This is a genomic window from Enterobacter sp. DVT3837 (assembly GCF_056238685.1).
The window spans coordinates 2838101-2856176 of the sequence record NZ_JBWDLA010000001.1; the positions used below are offsets into that span (position 1 = coordinate 2838101).

Consider the following 18076-nt stretch of genomic DNA (forward strand, 5'->3'; position numbering starts at 1 on the left):
TGTGTGCTAGTCTTCACAAAAGAGCGCGCGATTTCAGTTTTTGTCAGGTCGCCCTCAGCTTACCCGCCTGTCTATCGTCCAAAGCTATCAGAGAAATCACTGTAAACTTCACAAATGAGCTTGATAATCATTCTCATTTTGATAGCATTAAACATAGCAAAGGCTATATTTTCAGAGGCAGAAATGACAAACAGTCGCGTAGAGGGTAGCAGTGGCAGAGCAGCGCGCAAGTTGCGGTTCGCATTAATGGGACCTGCGTTCATTGCTGCCATTGGCTATATCGATCCGGGCAATTTTGCGACCAATATTCAGGCCGGGGCGAGCTTTGGCTATAAACTGCTGTGGGTGGTCGTCTGGGCTAACCTGATGGCGATGCTGATTCAGATGCTCTCCGCAAAGCTTGGGATTGCCACGGGTAAAAACCTGGCTGAGCAAATTCGTGACCATTACCCGCGCCCGGCGGTCTGGCTCTACTGGGTTCAGGCCGAAATCATCGCCATGGCGACCGATCTCGCTGAATTTATCGGTGCGGCGATCGGCTTTAAATTGATTCTGGGTGTGTCGCTGTTGCAGGGGGCGGTACTGACCGGGATTGCCACCTTCCTGATTTTGATGTTACAGCGTCGGGGGCAAAAACCGCTGGAGAAAGTTATTGGCGGTCTGCTGTTGTTTGTCGCTGCGGCCTATATTGTCGAGCTGATTTTCTCACAACCCAATCTGGCTCAGCTCGGTAAAGGGATGGTGATCCCAAGTCTGCCAACCTCTGAAGCCGTATTTCTGGCCGCCGGTGTGCTGGGGGCGACCATCATGCCGCATGTCATTTATCTGCACTCTTCGCTGACTCAGCACCTCCACGGCGGCACGCGTAAAGAACGTTACTCCGCGACCAAATGGGATGTGGCTATCGCCATGACAATTGCTGGTTTTGTGAATCTGGCGATGATGGCGACTGCCGCGGCCGCTTTCCACTTTAACGGCCACACCGGTATTGCCGATCTCGATCAGGCTTATCTCACACTGGAGCCGTTACTGAGCCATGCTGCTGCCACGATATTTGGTCTGAGTCTGGTGGCCGCTGGTCTCTCATCTACGGTTGTGGGGACGCTGGCAGGGCAGGTGGTCATGCAGGGGTTTGTTCGTTTCCATATTCCACTGTGGGTGCGCCGCTCTGTCACGATGCTGCCGTCATTTATCGTGATTCTGATGGGGCTCGATCCAACGAGGATCCTGGTCATGAGCCAGGTTTTGTTGAGTTTTGGTATCGCGCTGGCGCTGGTGCCGCTACTGATCTTTACCAGCAATAAAACCCTGATGGGCGACCTGGTCAACACAACGCTGGTGAAAAGAACCGGCTGGGCCATAGTCGTGGTGGTGGTGGCGCTGAACCTGTGGTTGTTGATTGGAACAGTGTTAGGTCTGTAAGGTTTAATTAAGAAAAAGGAGCCGTGAGGCTCCTTTTTGCATTAATGATGGCCATGGCCGTGACCTTTACCGCGACCCCAGCCGCCACGGTGGTCGTCACGATCGTTCCAGCCTTCACGGTAACCGCGCTCATAGGCATTATCTTTATACCAGCCACGGTGTCTGCCGTTATCATGTTTCCACCAGCGATCTCCACGCCACTCATAATGACGATGCCAGTAGTCACGGTCGCGCCAATAGCCGCCGTCCCAGTATCTGCCGTAATCGTCACGATCGCCAATTTGTAATTTTACGGATGGCAACAGGGTGATTTCGCCCGCAGTGGCGATCAGCGGGGCCGAAGCCAGTAATACCGCTGCAAGAATCAGTGACCTGAACATACTCTTTCTCCTTCACGATCGGGGCCTTCATTGGGCCTGTTAACTCAATATTACGAGTTGGTAAAGCCTCGTTTCATCGCCTGAACTCCGAATTCATGAATGAGAGCACTTTTTGCTAAAAGTGCTTTTAATTTGAACTGCCAAGGATCCCTTCAATTATGTTCAGTTCTTCATCTGAAAAATGGCGGTTTTCCAGCATGCCCACGGCGTCATCAATTTGGGCGGCCTTGCTTGCCCCAATAAGTACAGATGTCACCGATTCATGGCGTAAGATCCATGCCAGCGCCATCTGAGACAGCTTCTGGCTGCGGCTTTCCGCAAGGGCGTTCAGTTTTCTGACCTTAACCAGCTTCTCTTCAGTGATCTGGTCAGGATTAAGAAACTGACTGCCACTCGCCGCACGTGAGTCTGCAGGTATACCGTTTAGATAGCGGTTGGTCAGTTGACCTCCTGCCAGTGGCGAGAAGGGAATACACCCGACCCCTTTTTCCAGCAGTACATCCAGCAAACCCTCTTCCGGCGCGCGTTCAAACATAGAGTATTTCGGCTGGTGGATCAGGCAGGGCGTACCAAGGTCTTCAAGGATATCTATCGCTTTACGAGCCAGTTCAGCGGGATAGTTGGATAACCCGACATACAGCGCTTTTCCCTGACGCACGACATGGTCAAGCGCTTTCATTGTTTCCTGCAGCGGCGTGTGTGGGTCAGGACGATGATGGTAGAAGATATCAACATACTCCAGTCCCATGCGTTTCAGGCTTTGATCCAGGCTTGCCAGCAGATATTTGCGTGACCCCCAGTCACCGTAAGGGCCTTCCCACATGGTATAGCCCGCTTTGGTTGAGATGATCAATTCGTCGCGCCATGGCAGGAATTCCTCCTGCAAAATACGTCCGAAATTACGTTCAGCCGATCCCGGGGGGGGGCCATAGTTATTAGCAAGGTCGAAATGTGTGATGCCCAGATCGAAGGCGCGCTGTAAAAGTTGACGGCTGTTATCGATAAGCGTGGCGTCACCGAAGTTATGCCAAAGCCCAAGGGAGATGGCTGGCAATTTCAGGCCGCTCTGTCCACAGCGACGGTACTGCATTGTCTGATAACGATTTTTGTCCGGCTGATAACCCATTCTCATGACCTCTGGCGCTGAAAAGAAAAATCAGTGTATGCGTTTACACTACCGTGAAGAAAAGGAGAATAACGCAGCCATTTTTGTAAAGCATTCTTTCCATGCTCTTCTTGCTGCTAATTCTGGACAGCCATCACGCTTCTTTAATACTCAAAGTGAGGTCAACATAAGAAGGATACCTGTCATGCGTACCCCATACTGCGTCGCCGATTACCTGCTGGACCGTCTTACAGATTGTGGAGCCGATCATCTGTTTGGCGTGCCGGGCGACTATAACCTGCAGTTTCTCGACCATGTGATAGACAGCCCGGATATCTGTTGGGTGGGCTGTGCCAACGAGTTAAATGCATCTTATGCCGCTGACGGATACGCCCGATGTAAGGGTTTTGCCGCGCTGCTGACGACATTCGGCGTTGGAGAATTAAGTGCCATGAACGGTATCGCTGGCAGCTATGCTGAGCACGTGCCGGTACTACATATTGTGGGGGCGCCGGGTACGGCGTCGCAGCAAAGAGGGGAGTTGCTGCATCATACATTGGGTGATGGCGAGTTTCGTCATTTTTACCATATGAGCGAACCGATCACTGTCGCACAGGCGATCCTGACCGAACAAAATGCCTGTTATGAGATAGACCGGGTGCTGACCACGATGCTCCGTGAACGCCGTCCCGGCTACCTGATGTTGCCTGCCGATGTGGCAAAAAAAGCGGCTACACCCCCTGTAAACGCTCTCACCCTAAAGCATGCTCATGCCGATAGTGCGTGCCTGAAGGCGTTTCGCGATGCTGCAGAGAGCAAGCTGGCCAGAAGCAAGCGTACTGCACTCCTGGCGGATTTCCTGGTCCTGCGTCATGGCCTTAAACATGCATTACAAAAATGGGTGAAGGACGTACCGATGGCGCATGCCACCATGCTGATGGGCAAAGGCATATTCGATGAACGTCACACTGGTTTTTACGGCACGTACAGTGGTTCAGCCAGCGCTGGCGCGGTAAAAGAGGCGATTGAAGGGGCGGACACGGTGTTGTGCATCGGCACGCGTTTTACCGATACCCTGACGGCGGGGTTCACCCATCAGTTAACCCCGGCGCAAACGATAGAAGTCCAGCCTCATGCCGCTCGCGTCGGCGATATCTGGTTTACCGGTATTCCGATGCTTCAGGCGATTGAGACGCTGGTGGAGCTGTGCAAACAGCACGTGCACGATAAGCCTGTACCGTCTTCTCATGGCGCAATGGCCTACCCGCAGCCAGATGGCTCACTTACCCAGGACAATTTCTGGCGAACGTTGCAAACGTTCATTCGCCCGGGAGATATCATTCTTGCGGATCAGGGCACCTCGGCCTTCGGCGCGATTGACCTTCGTCTACCGGCAGACGTGAATTTTATCGTCCAGCCGCTATGGGGGTCGATTGGTTATACGCTGGCGGCAGCATTCGGTGCGCAAACGGCATGTCCGAACCGGCGCGTGATTGTCCTGACAGGGGATGGTGCGGCTCAGCTGACTATTCAGGAGCTTGGATCGATGTTGCGTGATAAACAGCACCCCATCATCCTTGTGCTTAACAATGAAGGGTACACGGTTGAACGAGCGATCCACGGGCCGGAACAGCGGTACAACGACATTGCGTTGTGGAACTGGACGCAAATTCCACAGGCACTGAGCCTTGATCCTCAGGCTCAGTGCTGGCGGGTCAGTGAAGCGGAACAGCTGGTGGACGTGCTTGAAAAAGTGGCCCACCACGAGCGGCTCTCGCTGATTGAGGTGATGTTGCCGAAAGCAGACATCCCGCCGCTGCTGGGGGCCATTACTAAAGCGCTGGAAGCGCGTAATAACGCCTGATTACTTATCGTTACGCCATGCCATCATCATGGGTTTGCCCGCCAGCAGGAGCCAGGCGGGCAACATCACGATGCAGAGCAGAGGAAAAAGCGTCGAATCCGGCACGACGACTGCCGCCATAAACAAACTTAACCACGCATCGCGCGTGACCACCAGAACCAGCCCCAGAATCGAACAGGATACGGTAATGGCCGCCGGGACGGCATCCACATGCCCGTGCAGCATCAGCCCCAGCGCCACACCGACAAACACCGCCGGGAAAATACGCCCACCGCGAAAACCACAGGCTGAAGCCACTACCAGCGCCGCCAGTTTGATCACCGCAAACAGCAGATAATCTGAAACGCTAAACACCTGACTGAAGGCCAGTTGCTGCATCTCATCCAGACCTTTGAACAACGTCACCGCCCCGCCGATGGCCCCTAAAATACCAAGGATGAAACCACCCACTCCCAGAATGAATACCGGGTGCTTAAGCTTATGCATCAGTCGGTGAAGACGTGGAAGACACCATACCGCCACCATTCCCAGCGCAATGGCGATGGCGGCGACGATGGCACCGCTGAAGATATCGGCTATCTGCATCTGGCCATAGTGGGGAAGGGTGAGTGAAAAATGGGGATGGAAAAACAGGCTGGTCGTCAATGCGCCGGCAGCAGCGGCCATCAGCGGCGCAAAGAGTTTATCCCACAGCGGGACATCGTTGTTGCTGCTGAGCGTCTGCGAAAAGATCAGTGCTGCGGCAACGGGCGTGCCAAAAAGCGCTCCGATGGTGCCTGCGGAGGCAAGGATAGTCCAGTCCAGTGCGCCAACACGGGGCAAAATGCGTGCACCGAGGAAAACTGCCAGTCCGATGTTAACCGCCATGATCGGATGTTCCGGCCCAAGACTGACACCGCCCGCCAGACCCAGAATCAACGCGATGATCAACCCCGGCAGCGCCGAAGGGGGAACCGGAGCACCGATCAAGGGTTCCTGCGCCGGGTCGGGCCCGGCATGTCCGGGACTGAAACGGATCACCAGCCCCACCGCAATACCGGTTAACGTCAGCATCAAAATAACCCATGCAGGAGAATCAACGTTGACCCCCAGCTTTGCAGGAAGCGCTGCCCATAACATCGTTTGCAGCACCGACGCGACTTTCATCACGACAATGAGCACCAGACTTGAGGCAACGCCAATAATTAACGCCGGAATTGCCAGCAGGAGCATGGTTCTGGCTCGCGGGTGGAGCATGATGATTTCCTTGTACAAAACGGTATTACGTTACTTTGCACAATCAGCTTTATGGCAATAGTGCAAAAGGTGCTGAAACGGTAAAGTTATTCTGTGACGAAGATCGATAATCCTGGGGTGGCTGCCTTCAGGTCGTTGTTGTTATCCAGCCTTGAATTTACAGTGTCCCAAAGATTTATTCTGACTTTAGCGGAGCAGTAGAAGAATGACAAAGTATGCTTTAGTAGGTGATGTGGGTGGGACTAACGCACGTCTTGCTCTCTGCGATGTAAACACGGGGGAGATTTCTCAAGCGAAAACCTACTCAGGGCTGGATTACCCAAGCCTTGAGGCCGTTGTCCGCGTCTATCTGGAAGAGCATCAGGTGAGCGTCGAAGATGGCTGCATTGCCATTGCCTGCCCGATTACGGGTGACTGGGTTGCGATGACAAACCATACCTGGGCATTTTCCATCGCGGAGATGAAAAAAAATCTCCGTTTTGCGCATCTTGAAATCATCAATGATTTCACTGCGGTTTCGATGGCGATCCCGATGCTGAAGCCTGAGCATCTGATTCAGTTTGGCGGTGCGGAGCCAGTCGAAGGCAAACCGATAGCCGTCTATGGCGCAGGAACCGGTCTGGGGGTATCGCATCTGGTGCACGTTGCTCAGCGCTGGGTAAGCCTGCCGGGCGAGGGGGGGCATGTTGACTTTGCGCCAAACAGCGAAGAAGAGGGCATTATCCTTGAAGAGTTGCGCGCAGAGATTGGACACGTCTCCGCTGAGCGCGTCCTTTCCGGCCCCGGGCTGGTGAACCTGTACCGTGCGATTGTGAAATCGGACGGTCGTCTGCCGGAAAACCTGCAGCCGAAAGACGTGACCGAACGTGCGCTGGCGGACAGCTGCATTGACTGCCGCCGTGCACTGTCGCTGTTCTGCGTGATCATGGGTCGTTTCGGCGGCAACCTGGCACTGACGTTGGGCACATTCGGTGGTGTTTATATTGCGGGCGGGATCGTGCCGCGTTTCCTCGATTTCTTTAAAGCCTCTGGTTTCCGCGGTGGGTTTGAAGATAAAGGGCGTTTCAGAAGCTACGTGCAGGACATCCCTGTCTACCTCATCGTGCACGATAACCCTGGTCTTCTTGGCTCGGGAGCCCATCTGCGTCAGGTTCTCGGTCAAATCCTTTGACGACATTGCCCTCTCCTGCGTGAGGGGGCGCTTTACAGATGCATCAACTGACGAAACTCTTTCACCTTGCTGCGGCTCACCGGCACCTGAAAATCCAGATCCTTCAGACGCAAAATGTAGGTGTTGTTAAACCAGGGTTCGATCTCGCGGATCTTATTTAAATTCACGCAGAACGAACGGTGACAGCGGAAAAAGTGTGCCGCAGGCAGCTTGCTGCAGAACTCGGTGATGTTCATCGCCATCACATAAGATTCTCGACGCGTATAGACAAACGTCATCTTTTCATGCGCTTCGGCGTAATAAATATCGTTGACTGGCGTCACAATGATACGTTCATCTTTGACCAGATTAATGGTGTCATTTTCACGTACCGTGGGGGTGGCGCTAGCGGGAGCAGTCTGCTGCTGCCATGCGGCTTCCAGCTTTTGCAGCATGCTGATAATACGCGACTCCTGGTAAGGCTTAAGAATATAGTCAAATGCCTCCAGCTCGAAGGCCTCCACGGCGTGCTCTTTCCAGGCGGTGACGAAAACAATGAACGGCTTATGGGCAAACTGATTGATGTTTTGCGCCAGCAATACGCCATCCAGCGACGGAATATTAATATCCAGAAAAATAGCGTCGACCCGGTTGTGCTGCAGAAACTTCAGCACATCCAGACCATCGTCAAAGGTACCCACAATCTCCATCTGGCTGTGGGTTTTGATAAGCCAGGTTAGCTCCTGTTGAGCCAGAATTTCATCTTCTACGATGATGACTTTCATAGGTCACTCCACCAGGGGTAACAGGGATGTTGCCGCATGAACGGATGAACGTTCATTCGGAACGTAAAAAGCGATTTCGGTACCCGGTTCAAGGCGATGAATATGCAGCCCGTCGCCGTAGAGCAGTTTGACCCGATGGTGCACGTTCAGCAGCCCGATTTTATTCCCGGGCATCTCGTTAGATTCCACGCGCTCAATAACTTTGGGATCAATACCGTGGCCGGTATCGCGCACGGCAATGCGCACCCGGTTGCCGCTTTCGGTGACGCTGATAGTGACGACACCTTTGCCTTTACAGGGCTGAATACCGTGAACAATCGCGTTTTCGACCAGCGGCTGGATAAGCAGGCTCGGGATCACGCAGTTGACCTCTTCATCAATATCGTAAATGACCGTGAGTTTGTCGCCAAAGCGTGCCTGCTCAATCGCGATGTAGTCTTTAATCTGGTACAGCTCTTTTTTGATGTCGATCTGCTCGTCATCTTTCAGCTCGATGTTGTAGCGCAGATAGCGGGACAGGTTAAAAATCAGCTGGCGCGCGGTGTCCGGATTAAGACGAATGGACGAGGAAATCGCGTTCAGCGCGTTAAACAGGAAATGGGGATTGATTTTGCTCTGCAGTGCGCGTAACTCTGCCTTATTTGCCATTTCACGCAGCTGTTCTGCCCGGGAAACTTCCAGTTGCGTGGAGATAATTTGCGACAGACCGATGGCCATCTCCTGAAGTGAGGAGGTGATCTGATGCGCGTGGCAGTAATAAATTTTCAGCGTGCCCGTCACGACACCTTTTTCCCATAACGGGATCACCAGCATGGAGTGGATTTCCGGCGTCCGGTGGGCTTCATCATTGTTTTTGATAATGATTTTGCCGTAGTTAATCGCCTGTCTGGTGGTCGGGCTGATGGTGTCATCGTTGTCGTGATAGTTGTGCTCCCCAACACCGACGTAGGCTAGCACGTGGTCGATGTTGGTGATGGCGACGGCATCAGCGTGAATATCGTGGCGGATAATCTCGCAGACCTGACGCAGTGATTCCGCGTTAACGTGGCGGAATAGCGGCAGGGTTTTGTTGGCAATATCGAGCGCCAGCTTGGCCTGACGGGCAGCACTTGCCTCCTTTTCCCCTTCGACACTTTGCACCAGCAGCACGATAAAACCGATACAGACGCTGCCCAGGATCATTGGAATACCAATTTTCGAGACGATATCCAGCCCCAGTGCGGTGGTGGGAGCCCACACCACGACCAGGATCATGGTCAGCGTTTCGCACACCATGCCCGCAATGATCCCGGCGCGCCAGCGTTGCTTTTTCGGGATCTTGCGGTTAATCCACCCGGAAAGTACCCCGGCAATAATGCTGGTGATAAAGCACGGCACAGCCGTCACGCCACCAATATCAATCAGGTAGCGATGGGTGCCGGCAATCATGCCGGTGATGACGCCCACCCACGGGCCAAACAAAATTCCGCCGGACATGACGGCAATAATCCGCACGTTAACCAGCGACCCCTCAACCGGCACGCCGGACCAGGTGCTGAACAGCGCAAACAGTGAAAAGATGGCGGTAACAGCCAGTAGCTCTTTGGGGGAGTGTGCAGACTTATGCAAAAGCTCGCGAAACAAGCGAATGCGAATAAGGAAGAACAGGCAAATCAGCATTAATGCCGCCCGGTCAAAAACCGCCAACAGCATAGTGAATATTTCGTGCACGAGTAGACCTGGGGTAACGGGAAAGAACCATGATAAAAAACCTGGCGCGTATTGACCAGCTATCCGTCAGGTTTATCAAATGAGGAAAAACCATAGTTTACAAAGGGGATTATCCGGTGTGTGCTGACATGTCCCGATTTTTTATTATCGACGTATCGACAGGTAACTGCTTTGATATCATTGTGTTAAAAAACAGCTATCAGACAGCCGAATTCCCCTTTGGTGCTTCCGCTTTTTAACACAGCAGGGTTCCGGTTTTAGCGCGATCGCTTTTTTTTCATTTCCCTCTCGACAGCATGATTTTTTTCAGGTTATTTTCTAAGCACGCCACATGCGTGGCAGCGTCGCTCGGACGGTCCGGGCGCTAACGTTAATCTGAGGAATCTATGGCTGAATTCAGTCCTGAACGCCGTTTTACGCGCATCGATCGTCTCCCCCCTTATGTTTTCAATATCACCGCTGAACTGAAGATGGCTGCACGTCGTCGTGGCGAAGACATCATTGATTTCAGTATGGGGAACCCTGACGGCCCAACTCCACCGCATATTGTTGAGAAACTCTGCACGGTTGCCCAGCGTCCTGATACGCACGGCTACTCAACGTCTCGCGGTATTCCTCGGTTACGTCGCGCGATCTCGCGCTGGTATCAGGATCGCTACCAGGTTGATATCGATCCTGAAAGTGAAGCCATTGTGACCATTGGCTCGAAAGAGGGCCTGGCACACCTGATGCTGGCGACGCTGGATCACGGTGATACGGTCCTGGTTCCGAATCCAAGCTACCCGATCCATATCTATGGTGCGGTGATTGCCGGGGCGCAGGTACGTTCTGTGCCGCTGGTGGAAGGTGTCGATTTCTTCAACGAACTGGAACGTGCGATTCGCGAAAGTTACCCGAAACCGAAGATGATGATCCTTGGTTTCCCGTCGAACCCAACGGCGCAGTGCGTGGAGCTTGATTTCTTCGAGAAAGTTGTAGCCCTGGCTAAGCGTTATGACGTACTGGTGGTTCATGATTTAGCCTATGCAGACATCGTCTACGACGGCTGGAAAGCCCCGTCGATTATGCAGGTTCCGGGCGCGCGCGATGTGGCAGTAGAGTTCTTTACCCTGTCTAAAAGCTACAACATGGCAGGCTGGCGAATTGGCTTTATGGTGGGTAACAAAACGCTGGTGAGTGCACTGGCGCGAATCAAGAGTTACCACGACTACGGCACTTTTACGCCGCTACAGGTCGCGGCTATTGCGGCTCTTGAGGGCGATCAGCAGTGTGTTCATGAGATTGCGGCCCAGTATAAACGTCGTCGCGATGTGCTGGTGAAAGGGTTACATGAAGCGGGCTGGATGGTAGAAATGCCGAAAGCGTCCATGTACGTCTGGGCGAAAATTCCTGAACCGTATGCGGCGATGGGTTCCCTGGAGTTTGCCAAAAAGCTGCTGCAGGATGCAAAGGTGTGTGTGTCACCTGGCATTGGCTTTGGCGACTATGGCGACACCCATGTGCGATTCGCCCTGATTGAAAATAGCGACCGTATTCGTCAGGCAGTGAGGGGCATTAAGAGTATGTTCCGTGCTGACGGGCTGCTTTCATCAAAAAATATTGCTGAAAATCCCGCGTCGTCATGACATAAAAAACAGGAGCCGATGGCTCCTGTTTTTTTGACTGCATGTTCTTCACTAGATCATCAGGGCAAAGGTTCCGGCCCAGACTAAAACAATCACCGAAATGCCCATAAAGAAATATTTCACGTTTCATCGCTCCGCGTATCTTGTGGTACGCATTAAAAACAGAGTCCACCTGATTATAGAGAGCTGAAATCCGGTCAAAACGGAAAAGAGATTTTCCCGTTACGCCGTCAACTCCAGCTCAGAATTCTGTGCTTTCCTGTTGCCAGACGGCGCTAATGTACGCTTAAAAATGAGGGGTGGCAAGAGGGATTTTCTTAAATAATTTCCGTTACTTACGAGTGTCGTGGAACGGCGACAGTTTGATTTCAGAGCGCAATAAATTCACTTTTAGCGACGCGCAGAAAAACAATTGTCCAGAGTGATTACAGGTGATTGAAAAGGTTAGTTTCCTGGCGAAACTAACCTTCATGAAGGGCTTAAATATAGAGCGAGGCTTCGCCAAGGGGACGCGTTTTGAAACGGCGATGCATCCAGAGGTACTGCTCTGGTGCACGCATGATTTCGGTTTCGATAATTTTATTGATGAACGCTGCCGCTTCGCATTCGTTTTCCGGATAGTTAGCCATTTCAGGGGAGATATGCAGACGATAGCCTGATTTATCTGCTTTCCTTACCATCGTCACGGTCAACATGGCTGCACCAGACAGACGCGAAATGACAAATGTACCGTTGGTCGTTGCAACGTCTTTAACCGCAAAGAAGGGGGCAAAGCTGCTGCCCTTACGACCGTAATCCTGATCGGGTGCAAACCAGACGGCTTCACCTTTCTTCAGGGCACCGACCATACCGCGCAGGTTATTACGGCTGATCATCGCCTTATTGGAACGCATACGACCCCGCGTCTGTACCCATTCCATCAGCGGGCTGTTGTGAGGACGATAGGTTGCCATCATTGGCTGGCAAAGCCCCATCACACGACCACCCAACTCCAGCGACATAAAGTGAACCCCGACAACCATCACCCCACGATTTTGCATCTGGGCACGTTTAAGGTTATCCAGACCTTCCACATCAAACCACTTACGGACGCGTTCATCCGGCCAGAACCAGGCCATGCCGGTTTCAAGCAGTGCCATGCCGATAGATTTGAAGTTTTCAGCGATGAGTTTCTCGCGCTCTTCGGCATTGTACTGTGGGAAGCAAAGCTCGATATTTTTACGCGCGATGGATTCACGTCGTTTCAGGAAATAGCGGGATGCACTCCCCAGTTTAGACCCCAGCAAACGCAGTACGGGGTAGGGAAGCTGAACCATCAGCCAAAGAACGCCAAGACCAAACCATGTAAACCAGTAACGCGGGTGTAAAAACGCACGTTGAAATTGGGATTGAGACAAAATAGTAAAACCTATGTGAAGCCTGTAAAGGTAGCGCAGAGTGTGCGATACGACGTGCCGATAAGACCGTTCTTCAAGGTGATGGTTGCAGGCTTTACCGAACTTTACGGCGTTACCTGGCCACTGCTGATTTGGGTGGGCGGCGTAATGTAGCACCGTTATACGATATGTGCTATTACTCGTTTTTGATTAAAAAAGCGGCAATGAGAAAGGTGGTTGATTTTGTGGTTTTTATCGACAAATTAAAGATGTATCACTTCATTTCTGGAGCATAATTATGGGTGCTGATAAAGTCTGTTTTATCGGCTAAAACGTGACTGACAGGAAGAATCGGGTGACTGAACAAATCGATTACCAGATTGAAAAGTACAGGTTTACAGAAGCGAATGAACCTTCCCGACTGACAAAGCAGTGGGATGATGTTTTGAGCGAATGCAGGGAGAGCAAAGCCGGTGCCGAAGAGCGTTTACGTATTGCCTTGCTCAATGTCGATTACGTGACCAGTTTCGAGCTCCCTTTTCGTCTGCTGCTAGTGCGCACACCCCAGCTTATAGCCGTGATACGTAACGAGCTGGAACTCAGCCAGAAAAATGTCATTTTTAACGGTAAACGCTTCGGTTGTGTCTGGAGTGTTAAAACGGATCTCAATGACGTCCCTGATAATTATCAATACCGTCTGTCTACCCGCATACGGCGGATTAGCCCGACCACACACACGGCCGAACCCTTTTTGCAAATTGCCAAAGAAATTAAGCTGCCAGCTGAACGTCTGAAGCGGGCGTTGCTGAGTGGGCTGGACGTTACTGCGCTTGATGCGCTTTTTTGGTTTGGCATCCAACGAATTGCAGCCGAGGTGTCGCGTCTGAGAAAAGCGGGAATGAGGATCGCAACGGATGAAACATGGGTATTTGAAAATCTGACGGGCACGACCCGTCGTGTACCGGTTTATCGTTACGTCTCATAAAGTTATCTTTGGTTAATATTTATACCTGAGAAACGATTTTTGAAAATTAGTTGGTTATGAGGTGTGCTGGGCTTGCTGAGAGCGCGTCATGGTGTCCCCTGCAGGAATCGAACCTGCAACTAGCCCTTAGGAGGGGCTCGTTATATCCATTTAACTAAGGGGACGAGGCGGCACGAGTATAACGTTATTTACACTTTGCGTTAAGCGCATTGCCGCCTGACTGCTCAAAGAGTCACCATTCATGCCGATTTTTTTGTCGATTTATCATCATTTTCCCGTGCCTTAAGCTCTGCTTTGCGTTTGTTCGACATGTCGTTACGGATTTGCGCATGGCTCAACAGCGCGAAGATGAACGTCCCGCCGCAGATGTTGCCCGCAAGCGTCGGCAGGGCGAATGGCCAGAAAAAATCGCTCCAGTGAAGCGTGCCATTAAAGACCAGATAGAGTATTTCAACGCTACCCACCACGATATGCGTCGTGTCAGCCAGCGCAATCAGCCAGGTCATCAAGATGATTACCACAATTTTAGCGCTGCCGGCTGAAGGAAACATCCAGACCATCGTGGCGATAATCCAGCCGGAGATGATGGCATTGGAGAACATTTCAGCTGGCGTATTTTTCATCACATCCATGCCAATTTTCACAAACGCATCGCGGGTGGGTTCATCAAATATCGGCATATATTCAAATGCCCAGGCCGCGACGCCTGTACCGATGATATTGCCCAGCAGGACCACGCTCCACAGACGCATCAGTAAACCGAAATTACCGAGGGTAGGGTTTTGCATTACTGGCAGAACGGCGGTAACGGTGTTTTCCGTAAACAGCTGCTGCCGCGCCATGATGACGATAATGAAGCCGAAGGTATAGCCGAGATTCTCGAGTAAAAACCCGCCGGGCACACCTTCCAGTTGCACATGAAAGATGCCTTTAGCAAGCAGAGAAGCCCCCATTGAAAGCCCGGCAGCGATAGCTGACCAGAAAAGGGCCATGGCATCACGTTCCATCTCTTTTTCGCCATCCTGGCGAATATGCTCGTGGATCGCCATCGCGCGGGAGGGGAGGCGATCTTCGTCAACTTCTATCTTCTCGCCGCGGGCTTTCTCTTCGCTCTCAATTTCAATCTTCTCATTACTTTCTCCCACTTTTTCTTCGCCTACTTCTTTCATAATTACTCCCGCAGGTTGATTTTCTTCTAAGCGTAGCGGTTTTTATTGGGCTGCCTGTGGGGAAGCTCTTAAATTGGTGGCAATAGCAACAAAGGTGAGACATCTCTTTCAAACACATTATAAAATTGCCAGCGAAACGAATTCCAAAAGCCAGGCTATGCTGAGATCAGAGTCACGCTGGTTACTGCCCGTAATTGTGCTCATGGACATCGGTAAACGTGCTGTTACAATCGCTTGCATGTTTACAGGCGGAGCATTAAAGGCTCCGTTACGGATGGCAATCAACGATAGCCAAACTGAACAGGGAGATATTTATGAAACTTCGGCTGTCGGCGCTTGCGCTGGGTGCGACGATGCTTGTGGGCTGCGCCAGCTCTGGGGAGCAAACGGGACGCTCCGATCCTCTCGAAGGATTTAACCGCTCAATGTATAGCTTCAACTACAACGTGCTGGACCCGTATGTGGTTCGCCCGGTGGCAGTGGCATGGCGCGATTATGTTCCGCAACCCGCGCGTAATGGGTTAAGCAATTTTACCAGCAACCTCGAAGAGCCTGCGGTAATGGTGAACTATTTCCTGCAGGGTGACCCGTATCAGGGGATGGTGCACTTTACTCGCTTCTTCCTGAACTCTCTGTTGGGGATGGGGGGCTTCATTGATGTTGCAGGTATGGCCAACCCGAAACTGCAGCGTGAACAACCGCACCGTTTCGGTAGTACTCTGGGGCATTATGGCGTAGGTTACGGCCCGTATGTCCATCTGCCGTTCTATGGCAGTTTCACCGTCCGTGATGATGGCGGTGATATGGTGGATACGCTGTATCCGGTTCTGTCGTGGCTAACCTGGCCGCTGTCGATTGGTAAATGGACGGTGGAAGGGATTGAAACACGTGCGCAACTGCTCGACTCTGATGGTCTGCTGCGTCAGTCTTCTGACCCGTATATTATGGTGCGTGAAGCGTACTTCCAGAATCATGACTTTATTGCCAACGGCGGTAAGCTGAAGCCGGAAGAGAATCCAAACGCGAAGGCCATCGAAAACGAATTAAAAGACATTGATTCGCAGTAAATAAAAAAGGTGAGCGATGCTCACCTTTTTTGATCCCGCGCGATTAGAACGCGTAGTTGAAGTTAGTACCGAACAGCCAGGCTTTACCTTCAGAACGGAACTCGTACGGACCTTCTTTGATGGTCACGGACTGACCGTGCATGTAAGAGGCACCTACGTCAACAGAAGCATCTTTATTGAACGCATAAGTCGCACCTGCGCTCAGCCAGAAGCGGTCCTGATCCGGGATAGAAATGGAACGGGTCTGAGCCGGAACCGGGCTATCATCAAAGGCAATACCGGTACGGAAGGTCCAGTTAGTATCGTAGTAGTAGGTGGTACCCAGCGCGATACGATAAGAGTCTTTGAAGCTCTCATCCTTATAGAAAAGCGTCTGGCCATTAGAGCCGGTCGCTTTCAGCTCCTGGAACTGACTCCAGCTGGTATAAGCCATGCTGTAGTGAATTGCCCATTGTGGCGCAACCTTGTTGTAACCTGAAACTTCCCACATTTCTGGCAGGTTAAGCGTCAGAGATCCCGGAATAGTTCTGCCACCAGTTGGATACGGGAAACCTGGGACGGCGGTGTTCATGTTGCTGTTGTAATCTCCGTCGAAGTCGATTTTAACTTCAGAACGGTAGGTCAAACCCCAACGGTTGTTTTTATCCAGCTCATACAGAATACCCGCGTTCCAGCCATAACCCCACTCGCTGCCTTTCAGGCGTGCAATTTGGGTGTCGGCAGGGATGGCGGCCAGTTGTTTGGCTTTGGCGATGGCGGCCGGGCGTGCTGCCGCAGGCAGGTTTGGTACCTGAGAGAGAATCTGACCGGCAGCCAGCATACCGGCGTCACCTGCATAGCGCTCGATTTTAGCATCGGCGTAAACCGCATCAAAACCAAGACCAAAGCTCCAGTTGTCGTTCAGGCGATAAGCGCCGCTCAGGTTCAGGTTTACGGTTTTCAGGTCAGTTTTACCGCCCATTGTGCCCGCTGCATAGTTATCGCCATATTCAGTCGCCAGACCAAAGTTAGAGGTCACTGATGCCCCCCAACCAAACTGGTCGTTAATAGGTGCAACAAAATGTACGTTTGGAACCCAGGCGCTTGGGGCGATGTTGTCCGCATTCAGGCTCTTACCGGACGGCGATTTACCAGAGATATTAACATCCGGGTCAATATAGACGGCACCAGCAGAAAACGTTGGGCGGTCAAACATCATAATCAGTGCCGGGTTACGGCTCGCGTTACCCGCATCATCAGCGATGGCGCCTTCCCCGGAATATGCGCGGCCAAGGCCAGAGGAAGAAAATTCGTTTAACTGAAAGCCCGCTGACCATGCGGAAGTGGATACGAGTGCCACTGCGACTGCCAGCGCAGTCTTGTTGAACAGGGTTTTCTGGCTCATGACCATAACCTCATTGAGTTATTTTTATTCAATAATTGTTACATACCGTAACAGGAGCGCGAAGTGTAGGGTCTGAGGTATGACAGACAAATCAGACCAGTGGCCAGAGTATAGGTCTGACCAGCCAGAATGTTGCAAGTTTGTTTATTAATATTTTCAAACATGTTTCTTGAAACGAGATCTGCTTGGCAAAAATGTGACCATCGCGACTCACCCAAAAGGGTGGTTTTTGTTTTAGATCATTTTTTAGTGTGATATTGGTCACTTATCCGATTTTACGCCATTAACGGCTGGAGAGAGCCAGCGTCGGGGCGTAAAATATCAGCATCGTGTTTATCTCGCGTCCTGCGCGAATACAGAGGAAATTGAGCTATGAGTAAATGCAGTGCTGATGAAACCCCGGTTTGCTGCTGTATGGATGTTGGTACCATCATGGACAACTCCGATTGCACCGCCTCTTACAGCCGTGTATTCACCAACCGTGCCGAAGCGGAAGAGACACTGACCGCGCTGAGCAAACGTGCGCGTGATGTGGAATCCGAACCGTGCGACATTAAGTCTACCCTCACCGAAGTGGAAGGCGGCGTGAAGCTGGATATCGACTTTGTGTTCGCCTGCGAAGCAGAAACGCTGATTTTCCAGTTGGGTCTGCGTTAATCTTTTTTGCCCGGTGTCATTCCTCACAAATGCCTCTGCCATGCAGGGGCATTTTCTTTTTCTTCTCTGTGTTTTAGCTCGCACTTTTTCGTTTCCCTGATTGGCTGAATGTAAAAAAATGGTTAAGACTATTATCAGGTCAGACCACTTTATGTTTGCGC

Annotated in this window: 16 protein-coding genes and 1 tRNA gene; 7 read left to right on the forward strand and 10 right to left on the reverse strand. The window is 51.8% G+C overall.

Going from position 1 to position 18076, the window contains the following annotated elements; genetic code table 11:
* Positions 1-183: 183 nt before the first annotated feature.
* Positions 184-1422 carry an Nramp family divalent metal transporter gene (locus tag AC0XWG_RS14065; protein WP_128348000.1) on the forward strand — a complete coding sequence of 413 codons (1239 nt, stop codon included), beginning with the start codon at positions 184-186 and terminating at the stop codon, positions 1420-1422.
* A gap of 41 nt (positions 1423-1463) precedes the next feature.
* On the opposite strand, the gene AC0XWG_RS14070 is transcribed toward AC0XWG_RS14065, so the two are convergent.
* Positions 1464-1802, reverse strand: coding sequence for a DUF2502 domain-containing protein (locus tag AC0XWG_RS14070; protein WP_028016183.1), 339 nt, complete (start codon positions 1800-1802; stop codon positions 1464-1466).
* Between the two features lie 127 nt (positions 1803-1929).
* The gene (mgrA, locus tag AC0XWG_RS14075) at positions 1930-2928 is read right to left on the reverse strand and encodes an L-glyceraldehyde 3-phosphate reductase (RefSeq protein ID WP_128347999.1); all 999 of its coding nucleotides are present in this window, start codon (positions 2926-2928) and stop codon (positions 1930-1932) included.
* Between the two features lie 184 nt (positions 2929-3112).
* On the opposite strand from mgrA, the gene ipdC reads away from it, so the two are divergent.
* Positions 3113-4771 (forward strand): indolepyruvate decarboxylase, encoded by a 1659-nt coding sequence (ipdC, locus tag AC0XWG_RS14080; RefSeq protein WP_128347998.1) that lies wholly within the window; start codon positions 3113-3115, stop codon positions 4769-4771.
* Here the strand turns inward: ipdC and AC0XWG_RS14085 are convergent, their stop codons facing one another.
* Positions 4772-6007 (reverse strand): ion channel protein, encoded by a 1236-nt coding sequence (locus tag AC0XWG_RS14085; RefSeq protein ID WP_028016186.1) that lies wholly within the window; start codon positions 6005-6007, stop codon positions 4772-4774.
* 205 nt (positions 6008-6212) lie between these two features.
* Between AC0XWG_RS14085 and glk the strand changes: the two genes are divergently transcribed.
* Positions 6213-7178, forward strand: coding sequence for a glucokinase (glk, locus tag AC0XWG_RS14090; RefSeq protein ID WP_028016187.1), 966 nt, complete (start codon positions 6213-6215; stop codon positions 7176-7178).
* Between the two features lie 32 nt (positions 7179-7210).
* Here the strand turns inward: glk and AC0XWG_RS14095 are convergent, their stop codons facing one another.
* Positions 7211-7942, reverse strand: coding sequence for a LytR/AlgR family response regulator transcription factor (locus AC0XWG_RS14095; protein ID WP_028016188.1), 732 nt, complete (start codon positions 7940-7942; stop codon positions 7211-7213).
* A 3-nt stretch (positions 7943-7945) separates the two neighbouring features.
* Positions 7946-9652, reverse strand: a complete 1707-nt coding sequence (locus AC0XWG_RS14100; RefSeq protein WP_108090849.1) for a sensor histidine kinase — start codon at positions 9650-9652, stop codon at positions 7946-7948.
* 386 nt (positions 9653-10038) lie between these two features.
* Here AC0XWG_RS14100 and alaC point away from each other — a divergent pair, with 386 nt between their 5' ends.
* Positions 10039-11277 carry an alanine transaminase gene (alaC, locus tag AC0XWG_RS14105; protein WP_128347997.1) on the forward strand — a complete coding sequence of 413 codons (1239 nt, stop codon included), beginning with the start codon at positions 10039-10041 and terminating at the stop codon, positions 11275-11277.
* A gap of 51 nt (positions 11278-11328) precedes the next feature.
* On the opposite strand, the gene ypdK is transcribed toward alaC, so the two are convergent.
* Positions 11329-11400 (reverse strand): membrane protein YpdK, encoded by a 72-nt coding sequence (ypdK, locus tag AC0XWG_RS14110; RefSeq protein WP_099458937.1) that lies wholly within the window; start codon positions 11398-11400, stop codon positions 11329-11331.
* A gap of 356 nt (positions 11401-11756) precedes the next feature.
* On the reverse strand, positions 11757-12677 hold the full coding sequence (lpxP, locus tag AC0XWG_RS14115; RefSeq protein ID WP_028016191.1) for a kdo(2)-lipid IV(A) palmitoleoyltransferase: 921 nt from the start codon (positions 12675-12677) through the stop codon (positions 11757-11759).
* A gap of 331 nt (positions 12678-13008) precedes the next feature.
* On the opposite strand from lpxP, the gene AC0XWG_RS14120 reads away from it, so the two are divergent.
* The gene (locus AC0XWG_RS14120) at positions 13009-13638 is read left to right on the forward strand and encodes an ECs1377 family protein (RefSeq protein ID WP_128347996.1); all 630 of its coding nucleotides are present in this window, start codon (positions 13009-13011) and stop codon (positions 13636-13638) included.
* Between the two features lie 89 nt (positions 13639-13727).
* On the opposite strand, the gene AC0XWG_RS14125 is transcribed toward AC0XWG_RS14120, so the two are convergent.
* Together AC0XWG_RS14125 and AC0XWG_RS14130 are read right to left on the reverse strand one after the other, a co-directional pair.
* Positions 13728-13802: transfer RNA gene (locus AC0XWG_RS14125), tRNA-Arg, on the reverse strand.
* Between the two features lie 75 nt (positions 13803-13877).
* The gene (locus AC0XWG_RS14130) at positions 13878-14807 is read right to left on the reverse strand and encodes a formate/nitrite transporter family protein (protein WP_028016193.1); all 930 of its coding nucleotides are present in this window, start codon (positions 14805-14807) and stop codon (positions 13878-13880) included.
* 314 nt (positions 14808-15121) lie between these two features.
* On the opposite strand from AC0XWG_RS14130, the gene mlaA reads away from it, so the two are divergent.
* Positions 15122-15874 (forward strand): phospholipid-binding lipoprotein MlaA, encoded by a 753-nt coding sequence (gene mlaA / locus AC0XWG_RS14135; protein WP_028016194.1) that lies wholly within the window; start codon positions 15122-15124, stop codon positions 15872-15874.
* Between the two features lie 43 nt (positions 15875-15917).
* Here the strand turns inward: mlaA and fadL are convergent, their stop codons facing one another.
* Entirely contained in the window at positions 15918-17258 is a 1341-nt protein-coding gene (gene fadL / locus AC0XWG_RS14140) for a long-chain fatty acid transporter FadL (protein WP_080357350.1), read from the reverse strand.
* Between the two features lie 372 nt (positions 17259-17630).
* Here fadL and AC0XWG_RS14145 point away from each other — a divergent pair, with 372 nt between their 5' ends.
* On the forward strand, positions 17631-17915 hold the full coding sequence (locus AC0XWG_RS14145) for a YfcZ/YiiS family protein (protein ID WP_028016196.1): 285 nt from the start codon (positions 17631-17633) through the stop codon (positions 17913-17915).
* Positions 17916-18076 lie beyond the last annotated feature (161 nt).

Coding starts and splice junctions, on each gene's coding strand:
- AC0XWG_RS14065 (WP_128348000.1), top strand. CDS start 184: ATGACAAACAGTCGCGTAGAGGGTAGCAGTGGCAGAGCAGCGCGCAAG.
- AC0XWG_RS14085 (WP_028016186.1), bottom strand. CDS start 6,007: ATGCTCCACCCGCGAGCCAGAACCATGCTCCTGCTGGCAATTCCGGCG.
- AC0XWG_RS14145 (WP_028016196.1), top strand. CDS start 17,631: ATGAGTAAATGCAGTGCTGATGAAACCCCGGTTTGCTGCTGTATGGAT.
- glk (WP_028016187.1), top strand. CDS start 6,213: ATGACAAAGTATGCTTTAGTAGGTGATGTGGGTGGGACTAACGCACGT.
- ipdC (WP_128347998.1), top strand. CDS start 3,113: ATGCGTACCCCATACTGCGTCGCCGATTACCTGCTGGACCGTCTTACA.
- AC0XWG_RS14070 (WP_028016183.1), bottom strand. CDS start 1,802: ATGTTCAGGTCACTGATTCTTGCAGCGGTATTACTGGCTTCGGCCCCG.
- AC0XWG_RS14095 (WP_028016188.1), bottom strand. CDS start 7,942: ATGAAAGTCATCATCGTAGAAGATGAAATTCTGGCTCAACAGGAGCTA.
- mlaA (WP_028016194.1), top strand. CDS start 15,122: ATGAAACTTCGGCTGTCGGCGCTTGCGCTGGGTGCGACGATGCTTGTG.
- AC0XWG_RS14130 (WP_028016193.1), bottom strand. CDS start 14,807: ATGAAAGAAGTAGGCGAAGAAAAAGTGGGAGAAAGTAATGAGAAGATT.
- fadL (WP_080357350.1), bottom strand. CDS start 17,258: ATGAGCCAGAAAACCCTGTTCAACAAGACTGCGCTGGCAGTCGCAGTG.
- alaC (WP_128347997.1), top strand. CDS start 10,039: ATGGCTGAATTCAGTCCTGAACGCCGTTTTACGCGCATCGATCGTCTC.
- mgrA (WP_128347999.1), bottom strand. CDS start 2,928: ATGGGTTATCAGCCGGACAAAAATCGTTATCAGACAATGCAGTACCGT.